At 61.6% G+C, this 20015-nt stretch carries 19 protein-coding genes and 1 tRNA gene; 12 read left to right on the forward strand and 8 right to left on the reverse strand.

Annotation, left to right across the window (positions count from 1 at the left end):
- Nucleotides 1-415 precede the first annotated feature (415 nt).
- Nucleotides 416-2164: a gamma-glutamyltransferase gene (ggt, locus tag GSQ88_RS07790; protein WP_502706706.1), complete on the forward strand. Its 1749-nt coding sequence runs from the start codon at nt 416-418 to the stop codon at nt 2162-2164.
- Nucleotides 2165-2251: 87 nt separating this feature from the next.
- Nucleotides 2252-3553 carry an MFS transporter gene (locus tag GSQ88_RS07795; protein ID WP_159006814.1) on the forward strand — a complete coding sequence of 434 codons (1302 nt, stop codon included), beginning with the start codon at nt 2252-2254 and terminating at the stop codon, nt 3551-3553.
- Nucleotides 3554-3624: 71 nt separating this feature from the next.
- Here GSQ88_RS07795 and GSQ88_RS07800 read toward each other — a convergent pair whose 3' ends face one another.
- Nucleotides 3625-4290, reverse strand: coding sequence for a glutathione S-transferase family protein (locus GSQ88_RS07800; RefSeq protein WP_159006816.1), 666 nt, complete (start codon nt 4288-4290; stop codon nt 3625-3627).
- A gap of 141 nt (nt 4291-4431) precedes the next feature.
- Between GSQ88_RS07800 and GSQ88_RS07805 the strand changes: the two genes are divergently transcribed.
- From GSQ88_RS07805 to panE, 4 genes are all read left to right on the forward strand, one after another.
- Complete coding sequence (locus tag GSQ88_RS07805) at nt 4432-5040, forward strand: DUF2239 family protein (RefSeq protein WP_159006818.1); 609 nt, start codon at nt 4432-4434, stop codon at nt 5038-5040.
- 101 nt (nt 5041-5141) lie between these two features.
- Entirely contained in the window at nt 5142-5726 is a 585-nt protein-coding gene (locus tag GSQ88_RS07810) for a 2-hydroxychromene-2-carboxylate isomerase (protein WP_159007330.1), read from the forward strand.
- 109 nt (nt 5727-5835) lie between these two features.
- Entirely contained in the window at nt 5836-6573 is a 738-nt protein-coding gene (locus tag GSQ88_RS07815) for an SDR family oxidoreductase (protein WP_159006820.1), read from the forward strand.
- Between the two features lie 125 nt (nt 6574-6698).
- Entirely contained in the window at nt 6699-7619 is a 921-nt protein-coding gene (panE, locus tag GSQ88_RS07820) for a 2-dehydropantoate 2-reductase (protein ID WP_159006822.1), read from the forward strand.
- Between the two features lie 51 nt (nt 7620-7670).
- On the opposite strand, the gene GSQ88_RS07825 is transcribed toward panE, so the two are convergent.
- Entirely contained in the window at nt 7671-8231 is a 561-nt protein-coding gene (locus tag GSQ88_RS07825; protein WP_502706707.1) for a c-type cytochrome, read from the reverse strand.
- A 174-nt stretch (nt 8232-8405) separates the two neighbouring features.
- On the reverse strand, nt 8406-9677 hold the full coding sequence (locus GSQ88_RS07830; RefSeq protein WP_159006825.1) for a PQQ-dependent sugar dehydrogenase: 1272 nt from the start codon (nt 9675-9677) through the stop codon (nt 8406-8408).
- A 414-nt stretch (nt 9678-10091) separates the two neighbouring features.
- On the opposite strand from GSQ88_RS07830, the gene GSQ88_RS07835 reads away from it, so the two are divergent.
- Nucleotides 10092-11237 carry an epoxide hydrolase family protein gene (locus GSQ88_RS07835; protein ID WP_159006827.1) on the forward strand — a complete coding sequence of 382 codons (1146 nt, stop codon included), beginning with the start codon at nt 10092-10094 and terminating at the stop codon, nt 11235-11237.
- A 259-nt stretch (nt 11238-11496) separates the two neighbouring features.
- On the opposite strand, the gene GSQ88_RS07840 is transcribed toward GSQ88_RS07835, so the two are convergent.
- Nucleotides 11497-13254, reverse strand: a complete 1758-nt coding sequence (locus GSQ88_RS07840; protein WP_159006829.1) for a flavin-containing monooxygenase — start codon at nt 13252-13254, stop codon at nt 11497-11499.
- Nucleotides 13255-13395: 141 nt separating this feature from the next.
- Here GSQ88_RS07840 and GSQ88_RS07845 point away from each other — a divergent pair, with 141 nt between their 5' ends.
- Entirely contained in the window at nt 13396-13587 is a 192-nt protein-coding gene (locus GSQ88_RS07845) for a hypothetical protein (RefSeq protein ID WP_159006830.1), read from the forward strand.
- A 27-nt stretch (nt 13588-13614) separates the two neighbouring features.
- Here the strand turns inward: GSQ88_RS07845 and GSQ88_RS07850 are convergent, their stop codons facing one another.
- From GSQ88_RS07850 to GSQ88_RS07865, 4 genes are all read right to left on the reverse strand, one after another.
- Nucleotides 13615-14394, reverse strand: a complete 780-nt coding sequence (locus GSQ88_RS07850; RefSeq protein ID WP_159006832.1) for an SDR family oxidoreductase — start codon at nt 14392-14394, stop codon at nt 13615-13617.
- Nucleotides 14395-14566: 172 nt separating this feature from the next.
- A complete protein-coding gene (locus tag GSQ88_RS07855; RefSeq protein ID WP_159006834.1) occupies nt 14567-15574 on the reverse strand; it encodes a DUF2971 domain-containing protein in 1008 nt (335 codons plus the stop codon).
- Between the two features lie 113 nt (nt 15575-15687).
- Entirely contained in the window at nt 15688-16173 is a 486-nt protein-coding gene (locus tag GSQ88_RS07860) for a hypothetical protein (protein ID WP_159006836.1), read from the reverse strand.
- 65 nt (nt 16174-16238) lie between these two features.
- Nucleotides 16239-16313 (reverse strand) — tRNA-Gly (locus GSQ88_RS07865).
- A 588-nt stretch (nt 16314-16901) separates the two neighbouring features.
- On the opposite strand from GSQ88_RS07865, the gene trxA reads away from it, so the two are divergent.
- From trxA to GSQ88_RS07885, 4 genes are all read left to right on the forward strand, one after another.
- Complete coding sequence (gene trxA / locus GSQ88_RS07870) at nt 16902-17825, forward strand: thioredoxin (RefSeq protein WP_159006838.1); 924 nt, start codon at nt 16902-16904, stop codon at nt 17823-17825.
- Between the two features lie 90 nt (nt 17826-17915).
- Complete coding sequence (locus GSQ88_RS07875) at nt 17916-18590, forward strand: LON peptidase substrate-binding domain-containing protein (protein ID WP_159006840.1); 675 nt, start codon at nt 17916-17918, stop codon at nt 18588-18590.
- Between the two features lie 223 nt (nt 18591-18813).
- Complete coding sequence (locus tag GSQ88_RS07880; RefSeq protein ID WP_159006842.1) at nt 18814-19011, forward strand: Trm112 family protein; 198 nt, start codon at nt 18814-18816, stop codon at nt 19009-19011.
- 3 nt (nt 19012-19014) lie between these two features.
- On the forward strand, nt 19015-19956 hold the full coding sequence (locus tag GSQ88_RS07885) for an alpha/beta hydrolase family protein (protein ID WP_159006844.1): 942 nt from the start codon (nt 19015-19017) through the stop codon (nt 19954-19956).
- Nucleotides 19957-20015: the final 59 nt, after the last annotated feature.

The raw sequence follows: 20015 nt of genomic DNA on the forward strand, positions 1-20015 counted from the left end.
TTCAGCCAAAATTTCCCGGTCGATGTGTCCTCCCGACCATTAAATGCAAAATTCTGCGGGCCAGAACGAAACATTCTCACACTCTCAGGATGACGGTGCCGGTGTGTCCTGGCCTACGCCGGGACGACGTACTGAGACAGTGGCGCTAATCACTCCCGCGCGCCAGCGGCACCGCTGATCACAGCGGCACGCCGCGGGTAATTCGGCCGCAAATCGCCGCCGCGGGCTTCGGTGAACGTGATCGCCATCGCCAAAATATGCTGCCTGTTCACGAAGTGGCGTTTTGCCACTACCATCGGCGCCCGTATAGCATACGTGATGCGACGGAGCTGCGTTTGCTCCGGTCTGACCTTGTCCTAACTGGCTTCAACTCCCGGCAGAATTTTTGATGATGTTGTTTGAGGCGAGCCTACGCATGCAATTCCCGGCCCTTGTCGCAACCCTTGCACTGACCGCGACACTCTGCGGACCAGCGAGCGCACAGGATATCCGGCACGGCGCGGCGCCGATCGGTGACCCCTATGCGGCGCGCGCGGTGATCGCCCATCACGGCATGGTGGTGGCGCAGGAGAAGATCGCCGCGCATATCGGCGCCGATGTGCTGCAGCGTGGCGGCAACGCGGTCGACGCCGCGGTCGCGATCGGCTTTACGATGGCCGTGACCTATCCTCGCGCAGGAAATATCGGCGGCGGCGGCTTCATGGTGATTCATTCAGCCGAGCGCCATGAGGATATCGCGATCGATTATCGCGAGACCGCGCCGGCCGCGACCACGCGCGATATTTTTCTCGGCGCCGACGGCAAGCCCAATCGCGCGAAGTCGCTGGATTCCGCGTTGTCGATCGGCGTGCCCGGTACCGTCGCGGGGCTGGCGCTGGCGCTCGACAAATACGGTTCGGGCAAATTTACGCTGGCGGAGCTGTTGAAGCCGGCCATCGCACTGGCATCGGATGGCATCGAGGTCGCCGGTGATACCGCCGACACGCTTGGCGAGGGACGCCAGCGGCTGGCGCACTGGCCCGCTTCGCTCAAGATGTTGTTACGCGACGACGGCACGCCGTTGCAGGAAGGCGACAGACTGGTCCAGAAGGATCTTGCCGCAACGCTTTCCGCGATCGCCGAACAAGGCCCGGCGGGATTCTATCGGGGACCCGTCGCCGACAAACTGGTGAAGGCGATTTCCGACGCCGGCGGCATCATGACGATCGACGACCTGAAATCCTACCAGCCGACGATCCGCACGCCGGTGCACGGCACCTATCGCGGCTACGACATCATCTCGATGCCGCTGCCCTCGTCCGGCGGCGTCGTGCTGCTGGAAACCCTGAATATCCTCGAGGGCTTTCCGTTGCCGGAACTGAAGCAAGGATCGGCGGACTCGCTGCATCTGATGATCGAGGCGATGAAGCGCGCTTACGCCGATCGCGCGCATTATCTCGGCGATCCCGCCTTCGTCACCGCACCGGTCGCGACGCTGATGACAAAGCAATACGCCGCGAAGCAACGCGCCGGCATCGATCCCGACCACGCCACGCCATGGAAGGACGAACTGCTGGCGACGGCAGCGCCTGCGCCCTCGCATGAGGGCAGCAACACCACGCACTACTCGGTGGTCGACAGCCATGGCAACGCCGTCAGCAATACCTACACGCTGAATTTCCCCTACGGGGTAGGCTTGGTGGCGGACGGCACCGGCGTGCTGCTCAACAACGAGCTCGACGATTTCACCGCCGCGCTCGGCGCCTCCAACGGCTTCGGCCTGGTCGGCTTCGAAGCCAACCTGCCGGCGCCCGGCAAGCGGCCATTATCGTCGATGACGCCAACCATCGTACTGAAAGACGGCAAGCCGGTGCTGGTGACGGGTTCACCCGGCGGCAGCCGGATCATCTCGACGGTGCTGCAGGTGATCGTCAACGTGCTCGACTATCATATGGACGTCGCGGCCGCGGTCGATGTGCCGCGACTGCATCATCAATGGATGCCGGACGAAGTCCGAGTCGAGCGCGGCTTTCCCGCAGATGTGATTGCAGGGCTGAGGGCAAAGGGGCACGTTGTCACCGAACCGCTCGGCCAAACTTCGGCCAATTCGATCGCGGTGACCGAAAACGGGCTGCTCGGCGCGCCCGATCCGCGCACCCATAGCGCGGAAGCGGCAGGGCAATAGTCTGGCGATCTGCATCGATCTGGCGTAATCCCCCCACACTAGGCGCGGACAGGCGCCGGCCAGCAATTTTCCGGGGGGAATATCAGCATGAGCAGCTCCGTCGAGCCGTCGGGCGGAATCGAAATCGCGCCGATCGAAGATTCCAGCCTGCTGGCGTTTTACCGCGACATGAACCTGCCGGAGCGACGGACGTTCTGGGCCTGCGCGGCGGGCTGGGCGCTCGACGGCATGGATTTCATGATCTATCCGCTCGTGATCGGCACCATCATCGCGATGTGGAAGGTCGATGCCGGCACCGCCGGCCTCGCCGGCACCGTGACCCTGCTCGCCTCGGCCGTCGGCGGCTGGCTTGGCGGCTACCTCGCCGACCGGGTCGGCCGCGTCAAAACCCTGCAACTGACGATCCTGTGGTTTTCGGTGTTCTCGCTGGTCTGCGCTTTCGTGCAGAATTTCGATCAATTGCTGATCGCCCGCGCGGTGCTCGGACTGGGCTTTGGCGGCGAATGGGCCGCGGGTGCGGTGCTGATGGGCGAATCGATCCGCCCGCAATATCGCGGACGCGCGGTCGGATCGGTGCAATCCGGCTGGGCGGTCGGCTGGGGCCTCGCGGTGCTGTCGCAGGCCATCCTGTTCTCTTATTTGCCGCCGGATGTCGCGTGGCGCTGGATGTTCGCGATCGGCGCGCTGCCGGCGCTGTTGATTTTCTTCCTGCGCCGCTATGTCGAGGAGCCCGAGATTGCCGTGGCGACGCTGGCCAAGCAGAAGGCGACCGGCGATCGGCCCGGCCTTCACGAGATCTTCGCCGGGCCCATTCTCAAGACCACCATTCTGGCGTCGCTGGCGGTGACGGGGTGCCAGGGCGGCTATTACGCCATCACCTTCTGGGTGCCGCGCTTTCTCACGACCGAGCGCAAACTCTCGGTGGTGGGCTCGACCGGCTATCTCGCAGCCCTGATCATCGGCTCGTTCGTTGGCTACCTCGTTGGCGCGTGGCTCGCCGACAAGATCGGCCGGCGTAAGCTGTTCCTGTATATGTCGATCGGCGCCATCGCGATCATTGTCGCTTATACGCAGCTGCCGCTGACCAACGAGATCTTGTGGGTGCTGGGCTTTCCGCTCGGCTTTTTCGCTTCGGCCTATTTCTCGGGCGTCGGCGCATTCCTGACTGAGCTTTATCCGACGCGGCTGCGCGGATCGGGCCAGGGCTTCTGCTACAATTTCGGCCGCGGCATCGGCGCGCTGTTTCCATTTCTGGTCGGTGCGCTCTCAACCTCGACATCGCTCGGCAACGCCATCGCGATCTTCGCGGTGCTGGCCTATGGCCTGTTCTTCCTCGCAGCCTTCGCGCTGCCGGAAACCCGCGGCCGGGTTTTGCATGCGGATGGGTAGTGTCTAGCCGCGGCGATCGCAGCAATCACGGCGCGTTCCCTGCCCCGCAAGGGGTAGGGAGCTAAGAACAGTCACCGCCCCACTTGATACGGCCCGCCCTTCTCGAGCGCGCGGACGTAGGCCGGGCGGGCGTGGATGCGATCTAGAAACGCCATCGCCTTGGGATGGCCTTGGTCAAGGCCTCCGCGCGCCGCGCCGCCTTCCAGTGGAAAACTCATCTGAATATCGGCGGCCGTAAATTCGTCGCCCGCGAACCATTGGCTCTTTTCCAGTTCGGCTTCCCAGAACGCCATGTGCTGCTTGAGCAGCGGATTGACCAGCGAAGTCAGCGCCTGGTTGGAGACCTTGCGCACCAGCGGCCGCAGCAACGCCGGCGCACGTTTCGGCATCAGCGTGAACAACAGCTTCAGGAACAGCGGTGGCATCGCGGAGCCTTCCGCGTAATGCAGCCAATACGTGTAACGCAGCCGCTCCGGCGTTTTGGCCGGCGGGATCAGGCGGCCCTCGCCATAGTTGTCGATGATGTATTCGACGATCGCGCCCGACTCCGCGATGGTGTTGCCCTGGTCGGTGATGACAGGCGATTTGCCGAGCGGATGAACCGCATACAACTCCGCCGGCCCGCGCATATTGGATTGGCGCTGGTAGCGCACGATCTCGTACGGCACGCCGAGTTCTTCCAGCAGCCAGAGCACGCGCTGCGAGCGGGAATTGTTGAGGTGATGGACGGTGAGCATGGCTGTTTCCCCCTTCTATGGCGAAGGTGGTGCCAGCCGACCGCCGGAAAGTCGAGACATCCGGAGGGATGAATTACCCGGGTAATATTGACAGATTCGATTTACCCGGATAATATGCCCCTTGAATAAAGGAGCTCTCCGATGAATTCGCCGTCCACCGACTATATCGCCTTTGAGGGTGAGCGCCGCATCGCCTCCGGTGATCTCCAGGCGGTTGCCCGCGCCGCGAAACAGACCCTCGATCAGCGCAAGGATGCATCTGTTCTGATTTTCGATGGGTCAACCAGCGAACCGGTCGACCTTGATTTCCGCGGCGGCCTTGAGGACGTCCTGGCGCGGCTGCCGGCCGCCAACGGCGCCGTTCCAGCCGAACCGGAACTGCCGCCAAATCGAGGCCCCGGCCGGCCCAAACTGGGCGTCGTGGCGCGCGAAGTCACGCTGCTGCCGCGGCATTGGGAATGGCTGGCGCAGCAGGCGGGCGGCGCGTCGGTGGCGATCCGCAAACTGGTCGAGGAAGCGCGGCGCGGCGGCGACGACAAGGATCGGATCCGCCGGGCGCAGGAAGCGGCCTATCGCTTCATGTCTGCGATGGCCGGCAACAAACCGCATTTCGAAGAGGCGACCCGCGCGCTGTTCGCGCCGGACCCGGTTCGTTTCAAGGCGCTGATCGCCGGCTGGCCGGCGGATGTCCGCGACCATGTCGCGAGGCTTGCAGAACGGGCGTTTGTCCGGCAACCGCAGGCCATTTGATCCCGAAACGGTGAACCGCTACGGTTGGAATGAAATGATAAGGCTCATATAAGTAGCTGACATCCAGGGAGATCACCGTGAGCACCACCGCGCCGCAATTCATGTTCGATTTCGGCAGCCCCAATGCCTTTCTCAGCCATGAAGCGATCCCGGCGATCGAACAACGCACCGGCGTCAAATTCGAATATGTGCCGGTACTGCTCGGCGGCATCTTCAAGGCGACCAACAACAAGTCGCCGGCCGAAACGCTGGCTGGCGTCAAGAACAAACCCGAATTCAACGCGCTGGAGACCGAGCGTTTCGTCAAACGCTTCGGCGTCAGGCCGTATGCCCCGAATCCCTTCTTTCCGGTCAACACACTCAATCTGATGCGCACCGCGGTGGCAGCCCAGCTCGAGGGCGTGTTTGAGAAATATGTCGAAGCCGCGTTCCATCATATGTGGGTCGAGCCCAAGAAGATGGATGACCCTGACGTGGCGGCAAAGGCGCTCACCGCATCCGGCCTCGATGGGGCCAGATTGCTCGCGCGTGGCCAGGAGCCTGAAGTCAAGGCCAGGCTGATCGCGAACACCCAGTCCGCGGTCGAGCGCGGCGTGTTCGGCTCGCCGACTTTCTTCGTCGGCAAGGAAATGTTCTTCGGCAAGGAACAGTTGCGCGAGGTCGAGGAATTGATCTCGGGGAAATAGAGTCGTCATTGCGAGGAGCGAAGCGACGAAGCAATCCAGCTTCGATTAGACTCCTGGATTGCTTCGCTTCGCTCGCAATGACGCGACGATGGGTTCAGTGGAGCTTCAAATGCAAAAGCGCAATGCAACGGTCGCGGTGATCGGCGCCGGCGATTACATCGGCGCCGAGATCGCCAAGAAGTTCGCCGCCGAAGGTTTTACGGTGTTCGCGGGCCGGCGCAATGGCGAGAAGCTCGAACCGCTGGTGAAGGAAGTGCAAGAAGCCGGCGGAACGATTTTCGCGCGATCGCTCGATGCGCGGAAGGAAGATGAAGTCGCGGCCTTCCTCAACGACGCCGACAAGCACGCGCCGCTGGAAGTCACGATCTTCAACGTCGGCGCCAACGTCAATTTTCCCATTCTCGAAACCACCGACCGGGTGTTCCGCAAGGTCTGGGAAATGGCCTGCTGGGCCGGCTTCGTCTCGGGTCGCGAATCGGCGCGGCTGATGCTGCCGCGTGGCAAGGGCAACATCTTCTTCACCGGCGCCACCGCCTCCTTGCGCGGCGGCAGCGGCTTTGCCGCGTTTGCCAGCGCCAAATTCGGATTGCGCGCGGTGGCGCAGGCGATGGCGCGCGAACTCGGACCAAAGAACATCCACGTCGCGCATCTGATCATCGATTCCGGCGTCGATACCGCCTGGGTACGCGAGCGCCGCGAGCAGCTCTGGGGCAAGGAAGCGCTCGACAACCCGGATCTGCTGATGCCGCCGGCCTCGGTCGCGGCCTCCTACTGGCAGCTCTACCAGCAGCCCCGCACCGCATGGACTTTTGAACTCGAGATTCGTCCGTTCGGCGAAAAATGGTAGAGGGGCGAATGGTGAGTAGCGAATAGCGAATGGCGGGGTAGCAAACAGTCCCCTTCCCTATTCGCTATTCGCCACTCACTATTCGCGATTGAAGTACTGAAGAACAACAACAAGGAAAACCAACAATGCGCGTTCTCGTGGTCGGTGCTGGTGCCATCGGCGGATATTTTGGCGGCAGGTTGCTGCAGGCCGGTCGCGACGTGACCTTTCTGGTCCGTCCCAAACGCGCCGGTGAACTCGCAACCGCCGGCCTCGTGATCAAGAGCCCGCTTGGCGACGTGACGCTGAAAAATCCGCCGACCGTACAGGCCGACAAACTGAATGAAAAATTCGACGTCGTATTGCTGAGCTGCAAGGCATTCGACCTCGATGATGCGATAAAATCGTTCGCGCCGACGGTCGGGCCGCAGACCGCGGTCATTCCCCTGCTCAACGGCATGCTGCATCTGGACGTGCTGGACAAGAAATTCGGACGCGAGCGGGTGCTCGGCGGGCTTTGCGCGATCGCGGTGACGCTCAACGACAAACGCGAGGTGGTCCAGTTGCAGCCGATGCAGTCGCTGACCTTCGGCGAGCGCGACGGCAAGGTGTCGGACCGAGTCCGCGCCATCGCTGACATCTTCGCCAGCGGCAATTTCGGTTCGGTCGCCAGCGAAACCATCGTGCAGGATATGTGGGAAAAGTGGGTGTTCCTGGCCTCGCTCGCGGCGTCAACCAGCCTGATGCGCACATCCGTGGGCAACATCCTGGCAGCTCCCGGGGGCAAGGATTTCCTGCTCGGCATGGTCGATGAAGTGAGCGCCATTGCGGCGGCCGAAGGCCACGCACCGCGCGCGCCGGCCGCGGAGCGCACCCGGGCGATGTTCACCACGGAAGGATCGCCGATGACCGCCTCGATGTTCCGCGACGTCAAGATCGGCGCCCCCGTCGAAGCCGATCACGTAATCGGCGACCTGATCGTACGCGCCGACGCCGCCAAGGTGCCGGTGCCGAAACTGCGCACCGCCTACACCCATCTCAAGGCGTATGAGAAACAGCGGGGGTAACTCCCACCTCGCCTCGGTGTCGTCCCGGCGTTCGCCGGGACGACACTGATCTTACAGATGCGCGAGATAGTGCGACAACGCCGTGATCTCTTCGTCGCTCAAGGGGTAGGCGACATCCGTCATCGCGGCGCCGGCGCCGCCGGTTCGCACGCCCGACTTGTAGTCGTGCAGCGCCTTGACGAGATATTCCTCGCGTTGGCCGGCGAGACGGGCGACCGCCTTGGTGCCCGCGAATGCATCGCCATGGCATGAGGCGCAACGCCGTCCGACGGCAGCCTCGGCGCCCTTCTTGGACAGATCGGGATTGTCGTCGGGTTTGGTATCCTTCGGCGGCGTCAGCGATGCGAAGTAAGCGCCGAGAACCCGAACATCCTCATTGCTGATCTGCTCGGCGATCGGCTGCATCAGCTCACTCTTGCGCGCGCCGCCGCGAAAGAAAACCAGCTGCCACTGCGTGAACTGATCCTGCTGTCCCGCCAGCGAGGGGATGTTTTCGGTTTGCGAAATGCCGTTCTCGCCATGACAGCCGGCGCATATTTCGGCTTTCTCCTTGCCGCTAGCGGGGTCAGCGGCGCGGGCCGATGAGCCGCAAGCCATTGTTGCTATCAGCATGGCCCCGAGTAGAACGCTTCGCATTCGCTTTCCTTCCATCGTCACGCCCGGATCAAGTCCGGGCATCACGAACCGTCATCAAATCGACCGTGGAAATAACCAAGAAAAAGAACCAGTAAATAGTCAAGGCTGCGGCCGCCTGTTAAGCAGCCGCAGCCCTGAAATGTTCCGCGCTTACTTGCTGTAGCTGATGCGGTAGATCGCACCGGCCCAGTCGTCAGCAATGAGGATCGAACCATCCTTGTCGAGAAGGATGTCATCCGGACGGCCGAGATAGCCTTGGTCGCCTTCGATCCAGCCGGATGCGAACACTTCCTGCTTGGGGTTCTTGCCGTCGGGACCGACGATCACGCGGACGATGCGGCCACCCTGATACTTATGCCGGTTCCACGAACCGTGTTCGGCAATCAGGATGTTGTTCTTGTAGTCGGCCGGGAACTGGCTGCCGGTATAGAACTTCATGCCGAGCGGAGCCACATGCGCGCCGAGATTGAGCGCCGGCGGGGTGAATTCCGAACATTTGTGACCCATCGCGAATTTTGGATCCGGCAGGTTGCCCTGATGGCAGTACGGATAGCCGAAATGCTCACCCATCTTCGAGATCATGTTGAGCTTGTCGCTCGGCAGATCGTCACTGATCCAGTCACGGGCATTTTCCGTGAACCAGTATTTGCCGGAGCGCGGATCAACATCGCCACCGACGCTGTTGCGAACGCCGAGCGCCACGATTTCGGCATTGCCGGTCTTGGGGTCGACACGGCGGATCTGCGAATTGCCGGTCGGCGGAATGCCGATGTTGAAGGGAGGTCCGAACGGAATATAGAACCAGCCGTCCTTGTCGGCGGCGAGGTACTTCCAGCCATGCGCGGCATAAGACGGCATGTCGTCATACACGACCTTGCCGTCGCCGAGCTTATCGAGATTGGCTTCGGGGTTGTCGTATTTGATCAGCTTGTTGACGTTGATGACGTAGAGCGCGCCGTCCTGGTAGGCGAGACCGGTGGGCATCGGCGGGTTGAGGCCCTTGAGAATGGTCTTGACCTCCTTCTTGCCGCCCTTGTCGGTGATCGCGTAGACGTTGCCGAGGCCGAACGAACCGACGAACAAGGTGCCCTTATCGCCCCAGGCCATCTGCCGCGCCGCCAACACACCCGAAGCGTAGACCTCGATTTTGAAGCCTTTCGGAAGCGTGGGTTGGACCTTCTTGATCACGTTAGCGAGTTCGGCATCCGATGCGCCGGTCGCGGGACCGGACGGCGGCGCCAGACCCTTCTGCGCTTCGGTTTCGTCGCCGAGGAACCAGTCATCCGGCGGATGCGTCCAGAAATCCTTGTTGCCCGACTGATAATTGTGCAGCGGTTTTTGCTGCGCGCTGACCTGGCCGGCCCCCGCCAAAAAGGCGATCGCCGCCAACGCCAGTACCGATCGATTGATAGCCATTTTCATTACACACTCCCTATGCAGCAGCCAGGGCGGCTGCTCGTGCTATTTATTTGAACGTCCGAGGGACGATTTTTTGTGGGTCTGGTATCGAGGTGGGTCAGACGAGCGGCATGCTAGCACATTCGCCGCAAGAGAGAAGCGGGCTCTGCGACGAGACGACCGAAACGAAACAAATTGAGAAGAAGTTTCTTCAAGCCGGTTTCCTCCGAGGCGATTTTTGGCCACGCTGCGCTGCGGCATGAACATCCGGCCGACAATCTGTCCTTATGTTCGAAGGAATATAGCGAAATCCGCAAGCCTCCCTTTCGGAAATCCCGTCATGAACCGGCCGCAATAGAGAAGACATGACAGAGGGCTATAGCCTGCGCATCAATGGCCCGCCTTCGGCGGCGCAACGAGACCAAGGGATGATCCGTCATGACGTCACAACCATTCACCCTGCATGTTCCCGACGCCGCGATCGCCGATCTGAAAACCCGGCTCGGTCTGACGCGCTTTCCCGATGCCGCTCCCGGCGAGCCATGGGCGTTCGGCAGCAGCGTCGCCTATGTCCGCGATCTCGTCGCCTACTGGAAAGACGATTTCGATTGGCGCACGCAGGAAGCGGCCTTGAATGCATTTCCGCAGTTCAAGGTGCCGCTGCATGACATCGACGTGCATTATCTGCACGTGCCCGGGGTCGGCCCGAACCCATATCCGCTGCTGCTGATGCATGGCTGGCCCGGCTCGGTCTACGAATTCATCGACATCATCCCGCGGCTGACCGATCCGGCCCGGTTCGGCGGCGACCCCCGCGACGCGTTCACGGTGATCGCGCCGTCGCTGCCCGGCTATGGGCTATCCTTCAAGCCCGGGCAAAAGCGGTTCATTCTGCAGGACATCGCGGCGTGCCTGCACGATCTGATGACGGACGTGCTCGGCTTCCGGCAGTTTGCCGTGCAGGGCGGCGATTGGGGCGCCGGCGTGGCCTCGATCATCGGACAACAATATCCGTCGTCGGTCTGCGGCATCCATCTCAATCTGCTGTTCGCGCCGCGCGACCCCGCTGCGAGCGGCACCAATGCGGAGGAACAGCGATATTTGGAAGTTCTGCGGCACTGGCTCAAGGAAGAGACCGGCTATCAGCAGATTCAGGGGACCAAGCCGCAAACGCTGGCTTTCGCGATGACGGATTCGCCTGCCGGGCTGGCGGCCTGGATCGCGGAAAAATTCCGCTCCTGGTCGGATTGCGACGGCGTTCCGGAAAACGCCATCAGCCGCGACCGCATGCTGGCGAACATCGCGCTCTATTGGTTCACCGGCGCGATCGGATCGTCGTTCTGGCCGTATTACGGCCGCGTGCATTCGAACTGGCCGCTCTCGCCGGCCCAGCCGGTCACGGTACCCACCGGCTATGCGGCATTCCCAAAGGAAATCATCGTGCCGCCACGATCGGTCGCGGAAAGGACCTATACCAACATCCAGCGCTGGACCGTGATGCAGAAAGGCGGCCACTTCGCCGCCATGGAGCAGCCGGCCGCACTTGCCGCGGAAATCCAGCAGTTCTTCCGCGAACTGCGCTGAGCAAGTGGCTAAAGCGTGACGGGCTGGAGTTGAACCGGCTCGCCGTCAGCGTCAGCACGGCACATCCGAGTGCTCTGGAGGGGGCAGACACAAAATCGCGAAAACAACCCCATGCAAAGTAGGACGGCGCGCGAAAAAGGACCCGGCGCCGCGACCCGGCCTAATCTCACCCCGCTCCAGAGCATGACCTCCGGGCAAACGCTTCGCGTTTGTCCCGGGGGAAAACCGGTATCCACTTTTCCGGATCATGCTTTACCGGCTATTTCGGAAGCCTGCCCGCTTCGATGGCGTCGATCTGCAAGGCGATGTAGCGGCTATAGATGCGGCATTGCGAAAACGCGCCGCCGGTGAACCACAGGCCGGGCTGTGCGGTGCGGACCCACATATTGCGCAGCTCCTGGGTCTTCTCGTCGAATCCCCAGATACGCCCGACCCGGTTGGCGGTATCGGCGCCGAACAGCGTGCCGAGCAGGTGATCGAGCCCTTTATAGCCCGTCGCCAGCACCACCAGATCCGCTTTGCGAACTGAACCGTCGTCGAACTCCAAGCCCTCGGCGACGAACCGCTTGATATCGGTGGCCTGAATCAAACGAATTTTCCCATCCGCGATCAGCTCGGAAGCGCCGACATTGAAATAATAGCCGCCGCCCCGCGACCGGAATTTCAGCGGCCAACCGGTGCCGTCCTCGCCGAATTCCAGCCTGAAGCCGGCCGCTTCGAGCCGCGCCAGCAGCGGCGCGTCGAGCCGCTTCACCTCGTCGGTGATGAGCTTGTGCGCGGCCTTCGTCACCGCCAGCGGCACGCCGGAATTCAGCACGTCGCGCGTTTCGATCGCCGGCCCCTCGCCCAGATAGGTTTTATCATAGAGCTGCGCCGGCTCGACATTGACGATCATGGTCGGGCTTCGCTGCACCATGGTGACATCGGCGCCATGGGCTTGCAATTCCTGGCAAACGTCGTGCGCGCTGGTGCCGGTTCCGAACACGACGACGGACTTTCCCCGCCATTCGCTGCCGCCGGAAAACCGGCTGGAGTGAACAACGCTGCCGGCAAAATCCTCCAGCGTCGCGATCTCGGGGATATTCGGCGTGCCGCTGACGCTGGTCGCAAGCACGATATGCCTGGGCCGCAGCGTGCGTGCGCTGCCCTCGGCGGTTCGGACATGCGCCGACCACCGCTGCGTGGCCTCGTCATACGCGGCCCCTTCGAATGTCGTTTCGGTCCAAAAATTGACCTCCATGACGTCAACGTAACTCTCGAGCCAGTTCGCGATCTGGTCCTTTGGAATGTAGTCCGGGAACGATCGCGGAAAGGGCAGGTAACGCAGATGATTGACCGGCGTCTTGTTGTGGAGTTTGAGCCCGTGATAGCGCAGCCGCCAATTGTCCCCGACGCGGCTGTTTCGATCGATGACAAGCGCATCGAGGCCGATACGCTTGAGCTCGACGGCCGCGGAAATGCCGGCGTGACCGCCGCCGACGATGAGAACATCCGGCTCGCGATCGGCGAACGCGATCTCGGCCTGCCGCAAAGCGAGCCAGTCGGGGCCTGCGAAATCACGCGCGTGGGAGCTCAAGCCGTCACGCTTCGACCGCGCCTCGCAGACCAGGTCGAAATCCGCCGATGTCGAGATCGTCCAGGCCTGCGGCGCAGCACCCGATGAACACACCAGCCTGAGGGCGCCGATTCCCGGGCCATCGACCGTCCCAAAGGAAATCACGGCCTCGATGACCTCGCGGCCCGCGACCGTCGCCCGGCGCGGAGCAAGCGCTACGGCATTCACCCGGAAATCAGTCGCATGAACCTCGGCGGCGCATCGGCCCAATTCGTTGCAGAGTGTTTCGCGGCCGCTAAAGGTCGCGAGCTGCCACGAAATCCCGAACAGATTCCGCCAATGGCTATCGGCCAGGAAAAGCGCGGCCAGCGCCTCGTTGTCGCTTTGCGCCAGCGCGAGATTGAACGCGCGCACCCACGCTTCCACCGCCTGTTCGGCCGAGGCCGTCGGTCTCTCCAGCATCGATGCGTTTCCCCTCACGAAGTCGGTCGCGGTTTTATTGTCGGCCTATCCGAAAAAGTTCGGGCCCAAGGAACCGAATCGGGTTCCCGCGGCTTATGGTCACGGACTTTGATCGAGGCCACTACAGCGAGGCCCACAAAAATGAAGATGCTCAAGCGTCTCTTTCAATTCTCGCAAAAATTCAGGCGAGCAGGCAGGAAGCCCCCGACCGAACCTCAATTGTACTCCCCGGTTGATCCCGACGAATTCGCCCGGCTGCTGACGAGCCGCCGGCCGGGCGATCTGAGGATCCTGGCGCGGAAGCTGAGCCTGCCCGCGAAAGTAAGCATCTGACTGAGGTATCGCCGGCTTCCGCGTGCGTTACACCACCGGCGAGCGGCCGCCATCGACATTGATGGCGGTGCCCGTGATGTAGGAGCCCTGCTCGGAGGCCAGGAAGCAGGCGAGATTGGCGAATTCTTCCGCCGTCCCCATGCGTCCCAGCGGAATGCCCTTGGCCATGTTCCCGGTGAACTCGTTGAAGTCGGTGCCCGGCGCGGTCTTGGCGTGGCGCTGCACCCACTGATCGCTGACGATCAGGCCGACCAGCATCGCATTGACCAGAATGTTGTGCGGACCGCCTTCGCCCGCCATCACTTTTGTCAGGGCCATGCCGGCCGCCCGCGACACCGAGGTCGGCGTCGAGGCCGGCGGCGGCGCTTTGGCGGCGGTGTTGAGCACGTTGATGATGCGGCCCCATTTGCGCTGCTTCATGCCCGGCCAGGCCAGCCGGCTGAAGCGGATCGCGGCGAACAGTTTCAGGTCGAGGTCTTGCTGCCACATCTCGTCGGTCACGGTTTCAAACGACATCGCGCGCGACGTGCCGGCATTGTTGACGAGAATGTCGACCTGGCCGAAATCGCTCACGATCTTCTCAAAGGTGCTGGAGATATCCGCCGCCTTTGAGACGTCGCAGACATAGTCGCGGACTTCGAGGCCATCCTTGGCCAGCGCCGCTCGCGCCGCCGCGAGATCTTCGGCGCCCCGCGCCACGATCGCAACCTTGCCGCCCGATTCGGCAAACCGCCGCGCCATCGCGAACCCGAGACCCTTGCTGCCGCCGGTGACGATGGCAACGCGATCTTGCATGGTGACATTCATGGTGGTTTCTCCCGTCGCGCCTTGTTCCGGCGGCTGTCGTTGGTTGAGCCGACGCCAGAATAGGTGTCAGACCGGAGATTGGAAATAGCGGATCATCTCGGCGAGGCCGCGAACGCGTTGAAACGAACACCGCATTTTTTGAAGGCTCTGCTCGCAATAACGATGATCCACGTCATGCGGCGTTCCTAAATGACCTATATGGAACACGAGAGCGCCGAATGCGGACATTGTAGTTGAGGCCGGCGGCCTTTATTATCCGGCGAACGTTGACTTCCGCATTGTTTGGCGCGGCCGGACCGATTACGATGCTGACCACTTTCCCGTGATCCCGTAGCTGTAAGTGGTGCGGTATGTATCGGACGACCATGCCGTTTCTCGTTCGCGTTGAAACTTTCCCTCGCAGCCGTTTCTTTTCGGCGACGATTACTAGACGGACCTCGCTTTCGTGCTTGTAGGCGGGATGTTTACACGTGATGGCGTTCCAAATTAGAGGTACCGCGATAACGGATCTTGCGAGTCGATTCAGAAATTCCATACCTATCGTTTTATTTCGCAAGTGATGGCGCGCATATATCAGTGCGGCATCTAGTATCGAGGTCGCCTTGTCTATCCCCTTAAGGTGCCTCGCTCGCGTATGCGCATCCTTGTAAACGACTGGCCCAGTAAAGGTATTCTTTCGTGGGTCTTTGCTCTGTTCTTCCGTTGGGGCGAACACGTCGTGGGAAAACGCGATGGCCACGCCGCGACCATCGTCCGCGTAGGCGCGCCACTGACCTAAGTCATCTCCGTTTCTGCTAAACGAGGCGATGAAAAAGTCGAATACTCGACCAAAATTGCGTTTCGTTAGGAGATCATCAATCCAGCCGAAGAGCATGCTATGATAACCGCCCGTGGCCATGCGCGGTGCGAGCAGTGTCTTTGCTAGATCGATTCCGTGCATCAATTCGGTTTTGTCATTTAGGTGTCGATAGTCCGTGAACCAAATCTCCTGATTCTTTAAGATTCCTTCGAGGCCGCGCATATCTGTGTAGTGATACAGGGGTGCTACTATTCGACTCCGACGTTCGATTTTACGAAAGTAATCGTCTCCCCACGCGTGATAGTCATTTATCGCCACCTCCAACGTGTGCGGAAGGTCGACATGTGGCAGCATTACGAAGCCCGGTTTTGGCTTTTTCATAATGCGTCCCCAATCTCCGGCTGCAATGTACTATTGGCACTCTCAAGCGGCAGTGCGCGATCGAACGACTTGAGCGTTTAACCTGCTCCTTGAGCATCATCTCGGATAGGCGCTTAAGGCCAACTCAACCACCAAACCCGGTCCGGTCGTCTAAACGTGAGGAATGGCTTAAATCTCACGGCAAATCCCTTCTGTTCATCGCCTTGCAATCTTATCCACTCCAAATTCTCGCGTCTAATCGCGTCATCGGCGGCTCGTTCGTCGCTCGTCGCAGATTCCTTCGCCGCAGTATCAGCGTGTTTCCAGATCGTAACGCGCTGCTGTAGTTCGCGAAGGTATCGGTACATGCCATCGTCGAACAGAAATTGTGCGTCCAAGGCGGCTAGGCCGTAAACGGCCAAGTCGCTGTCCGAAATCTCGCTGGAGTAGACGCTTGCCAGAAGTGAGCGTGTACTTTCATAGACCTTGAGCCGCCTGTCGTATTGGCGATCAAATGCGTCTAAGCTCAGCTTCTCATCAGCGATCAGCATCTGCCGTGCAGCGATCCAAACACCGACGACGGCGATAAGCGGCACGAGAACTGCCGGGCTGAAGAACATCGTTACGCTCGCGGCGAGTAACCTCTATTCGGACGGTCCAATACGCAAGCTAAGTGCTTGAAAATTGGAGCGGGCGAAGGGATTCGAACCCTCGACCCCGACCTTGGCAAGGTCGTGCTCTACCACTGAGCTACACCCGCATCCGAGAGGCCGGCGATGGAGCGCCGACGACGGGCAGAGCTATGCCAAATGCGGCCTCCGAATGCAACAGTCCGTCTGCCGATCAATTCGAGCGGTTCGGGCGATTTGGCCCTCAAATCCTCCGAATCGGCCCGAAATGACGCCAATCGCCGTTAACCTATGTCGCGGGCGGCTGTTTTCACGATTCGGGCTGCCCACGGGTCGATCGCGTAGAGATCTTGTGGTCTTGCACACGCTGGCAACAGGTCGTCCCTGCGAACGCAGGGACCCATAGCCACTGACCTCAAAAGTGAAAAAAGGCCTCTGCCGCAGTGCCGAAACGAGGGTCCGCGCCGTATGGGTCCCTGCGTTCGCAGGGACGACGCGTTGAAGAGACCTCGCAAAATCGAGACTTCCGCACGCGGGCAGCACAGAAAATGCCATCCCCGCCGATCGCGCGGGCGATTCGAACCCGTCCGGAGGGCCGGACAGCCCGGAACCCAATTGAAATTTCCGCGCAACCCGCCACTTAAGCCAGAGAACTTCTAAACCCTAGGCCCGGCCATGCTACAACGGGCCCGATCCCTTAGATATCAGGCGAGGAACTCGTGACGATCATAGAGCAGGGCAGCGGACCGGCGCCTCAGGCGCCAGCCGATCTGATCAAGGAAACCACCACCCAGACTTTCGTAAAGGACGTCATCGAGGAATCGAAGCACCAGCCGGTGCTGATCGACTTCTGGGCGCCGTGGTGCGGCCCCTGCCGCCAGCTCACGCCGATCATCGAAAAGGCGGTTCGGGCCGCCGGCGGCAAGGTCAAGCTGGTCAAGATGAACATCGACGAGCATCCGGCGATCCCGGGCCAGATGGGCATCCAGTCGATCCCGGCCGTGATCGCCTTCGTCAACGGCCAGCCCGCCGACGGCTTCATGGGCGCGGTGCCGGAGAGCCAAGTCACCGCCTTCATCGATAAATTGACCGCGGGGATGCCAAACGCCGGCGAGCCCAACATCGCGGAAATCCTGCAGGAAGCCGATGCGGTTCTGGCCGAGGGCGATGCCGCAACCGCGGCGCAGATCTATGCCGAGGTGCTGGCGGTCGACGCCAGCAATATCCCGGCGCTGGCCGGCCTTGCGAAATGCTATGTGGCGACCGGCGCGATGGAGCAGGCCAAGCAGACGCTGGCCCTGGTGCCGGAATCCAAGCGCAATGATGCGGCGATCAAGGCGGTGCAGGCCTCGCTCGATCTCGCCGAGCAGGCCCAGGCGGTCGGCCCGGTCACCGAGCTGGAACAGAAAGTCGCCGCAAATCCGCTCGATCATCAGGCGCGATTCGATCTGGCGACAGCGCTCAACGCCAGCGGAAAGCGCGTCAAGGCGACCGAGCAATTGCTCGCGATCGTCAAGCGCGACCGCAAATGGAACGAGGACGGCGCCCGCAAGCAACTGGTGCAGTTCTTCGAGGCCTGGGGTCCGACCGATGAGGCCACCGTCGAGGGACGCAAGCGGCTGTCGACCGTGCTTTTTTCCTAGATATCTTCTGCGCTCTATTTATTTGAGCATGATCTTTTCGGAAAACCGGTATCCACTTTTCCGGATCATGCTCTAACACCGGGACCGCACATGCCGATCAATGCCGAATATCGCGGACCCGGCGAGCTGCCCCAGGTGATCGCGGTGTTTCCGCTGCCCGGCGCGCTGTTGCTGCCGCGCGGCCAGATGCCGCTGAATATCTTCGAGCCGCGCTATCTGGCGATGGTGGACGACAGCTTTCGCGACGGCCACCGGCTGATCGGGATGATCCAGCCCGACGCGACCCATTCGCACGATGAAGAAAAGCCGACGCTGTTTCGCGTCGGCTGCGTCGGACGCATCACCCAGCTCGCCGAGTCCGGCGACGGCCGCTACATCCTCGAACTCACCGGCGTCTCGCGCTTCAAGGTGATCGAGGAAGTGAGCGCGCTGACCCCCTATCGGCAATGCAAGGTGGATTATTTCCCCTACATCGACGATTTCACCGCGCGCAAGGGCGAAGAGGCGGTCGATCGCAAAGCCTTGCTCGAAGTGCTGACGGATTTTCTGAAAGCCAACAATCTCAAGGTCGATTGGGAAGGCGTCGAGAGTGCGCCGAACGAGGCGCTGGTCAACGCGCTGGCGATGATGTCGCCCTACGGGCCGCCGGAAAAGCAGGCAATGCTCGAAGCGCCCGACCTGAAGACCCGCGCCGAAATCCTGATCGCGGTGACCGAAATGGATCTGGCCAAAAAGCGCACCAGCGGCGATCCGCCGTTGCAGTAGTTTAAGTGTCGTCACCGGGCTTGACCCGGTGACCCATCTTCTTCGCTAGGACTCTTGTGAAGATGGATGGATGCCCGGATCAAGTCCGGGCATGACGAGTTTCGGTGTTAAGACGTAGTGTTACTCACATCTCACCTCCGCCCAGAGCAGACGGCAATGTGAGGCTTCGCGGCACGCGCGAATATGCTACAGGGACGGGCCGACCCAGCCGGAGTCTAAATCCATGTCATCGCCGCCCGAGCGCCTTGAAGGTACCGTCGATCCAAAACTTCTGGAAATTCTGGTCTGCCCGATGACCAAGGGGCCGCTCGAATTCGATTCGGCGCGGCAGGAATTGATCTCGCGCTCCGCAAAACTGGCTTATCCGATCCGCGACGGCATCCCGATCATGCTGCCGGAAGAGGCGCGAAAGATCGATTAGCCGATGCGGGCCCAAACCATCCTGGGTGCGATCGCCGTCATCGCGGCTTTGGTGACGGCCACCAACGCTTCCGCCCAGGAAAGCAAGATCCGCGTCGGCGCCATCGACGCCGTGCTGACGCTGCCGCCCGACGTCGAACACCCGCCGGTCGCGCTGTTGATCGCAGGCTCCGGCACCACCGACCATGACGGCAACGGACCGCAGGCCAAACCCGCGACACTGAAAAAGCTCTCGGAGCAACTGGTCGCGCGCAAGATCGCAACGCTGCGCTATGACAAGCGTGGCGCCGGCGGCTGGAAGCCGGAATTCGGCAAACCGGAGGATTTCCGGTTCAAGGACTTGGTCACCGATGCGGTGTCGCTGGTGAATTACCTGCGCGCAAACGGAAAATTCTCGCGGGTCGTCGTGGTCGGCCACAGCGAAGGCGGCCTCGTCGGCATCCTCACGGCGCGGCGGGTGCCGATCGATCGGCTGGTGCTATTGGTCACCGCCGCGCGCAAGCAGGGCGATCTGGTCAAGGCGCAACTGGAAAAGACCGTGCCTCCCGATGTGTTCGAGCCGATTGCCAAAGCAATCGACGCCATCATGGCCGGGCAGATCGTCGATCCGCCGCCGCGCGGATTTTCGATCGCACCGTCGATGCAGCCGGGGATGGCCTCGGCCTTCACCGAAGACCCGGTCGAGCCCCTGAAACAGATCACCGAGCCGACGCTGATCATCGGCGGCGGTCGCGACCGCCAGATGGCGCGGGTGGATTTCGCAGCGCTTTCCGCGGCGTCACCGGTCGCAAAAACGCTGTGGCTGCCGGACATGAATCACGTGCTGAACGATGTCGACGACGCGGCCGACGACCTCAAGGCCTACAGCGACCCGGAACGCCCGCTCGATCCCGAGCTGATCGAAACCGTCGCGGCGTTTATTGTGGCGGGCGATGCGGCGAAGTGAGTACGACCGCTCACCTCGTCATTGCGAGGAGCGAAGCGACGAAGCAATCCAGTCTTCTT

Origin of the sequence: Bradyrhizobium sp. S69 (assembly GCF_009766005.1) — a bacterium.
Classification (GTDB): Bacteria; Pseudomonadota; Alphaproteobacteria; order Rhizobiales; family Xanthobacteraceae; genus Bradyrhizobium.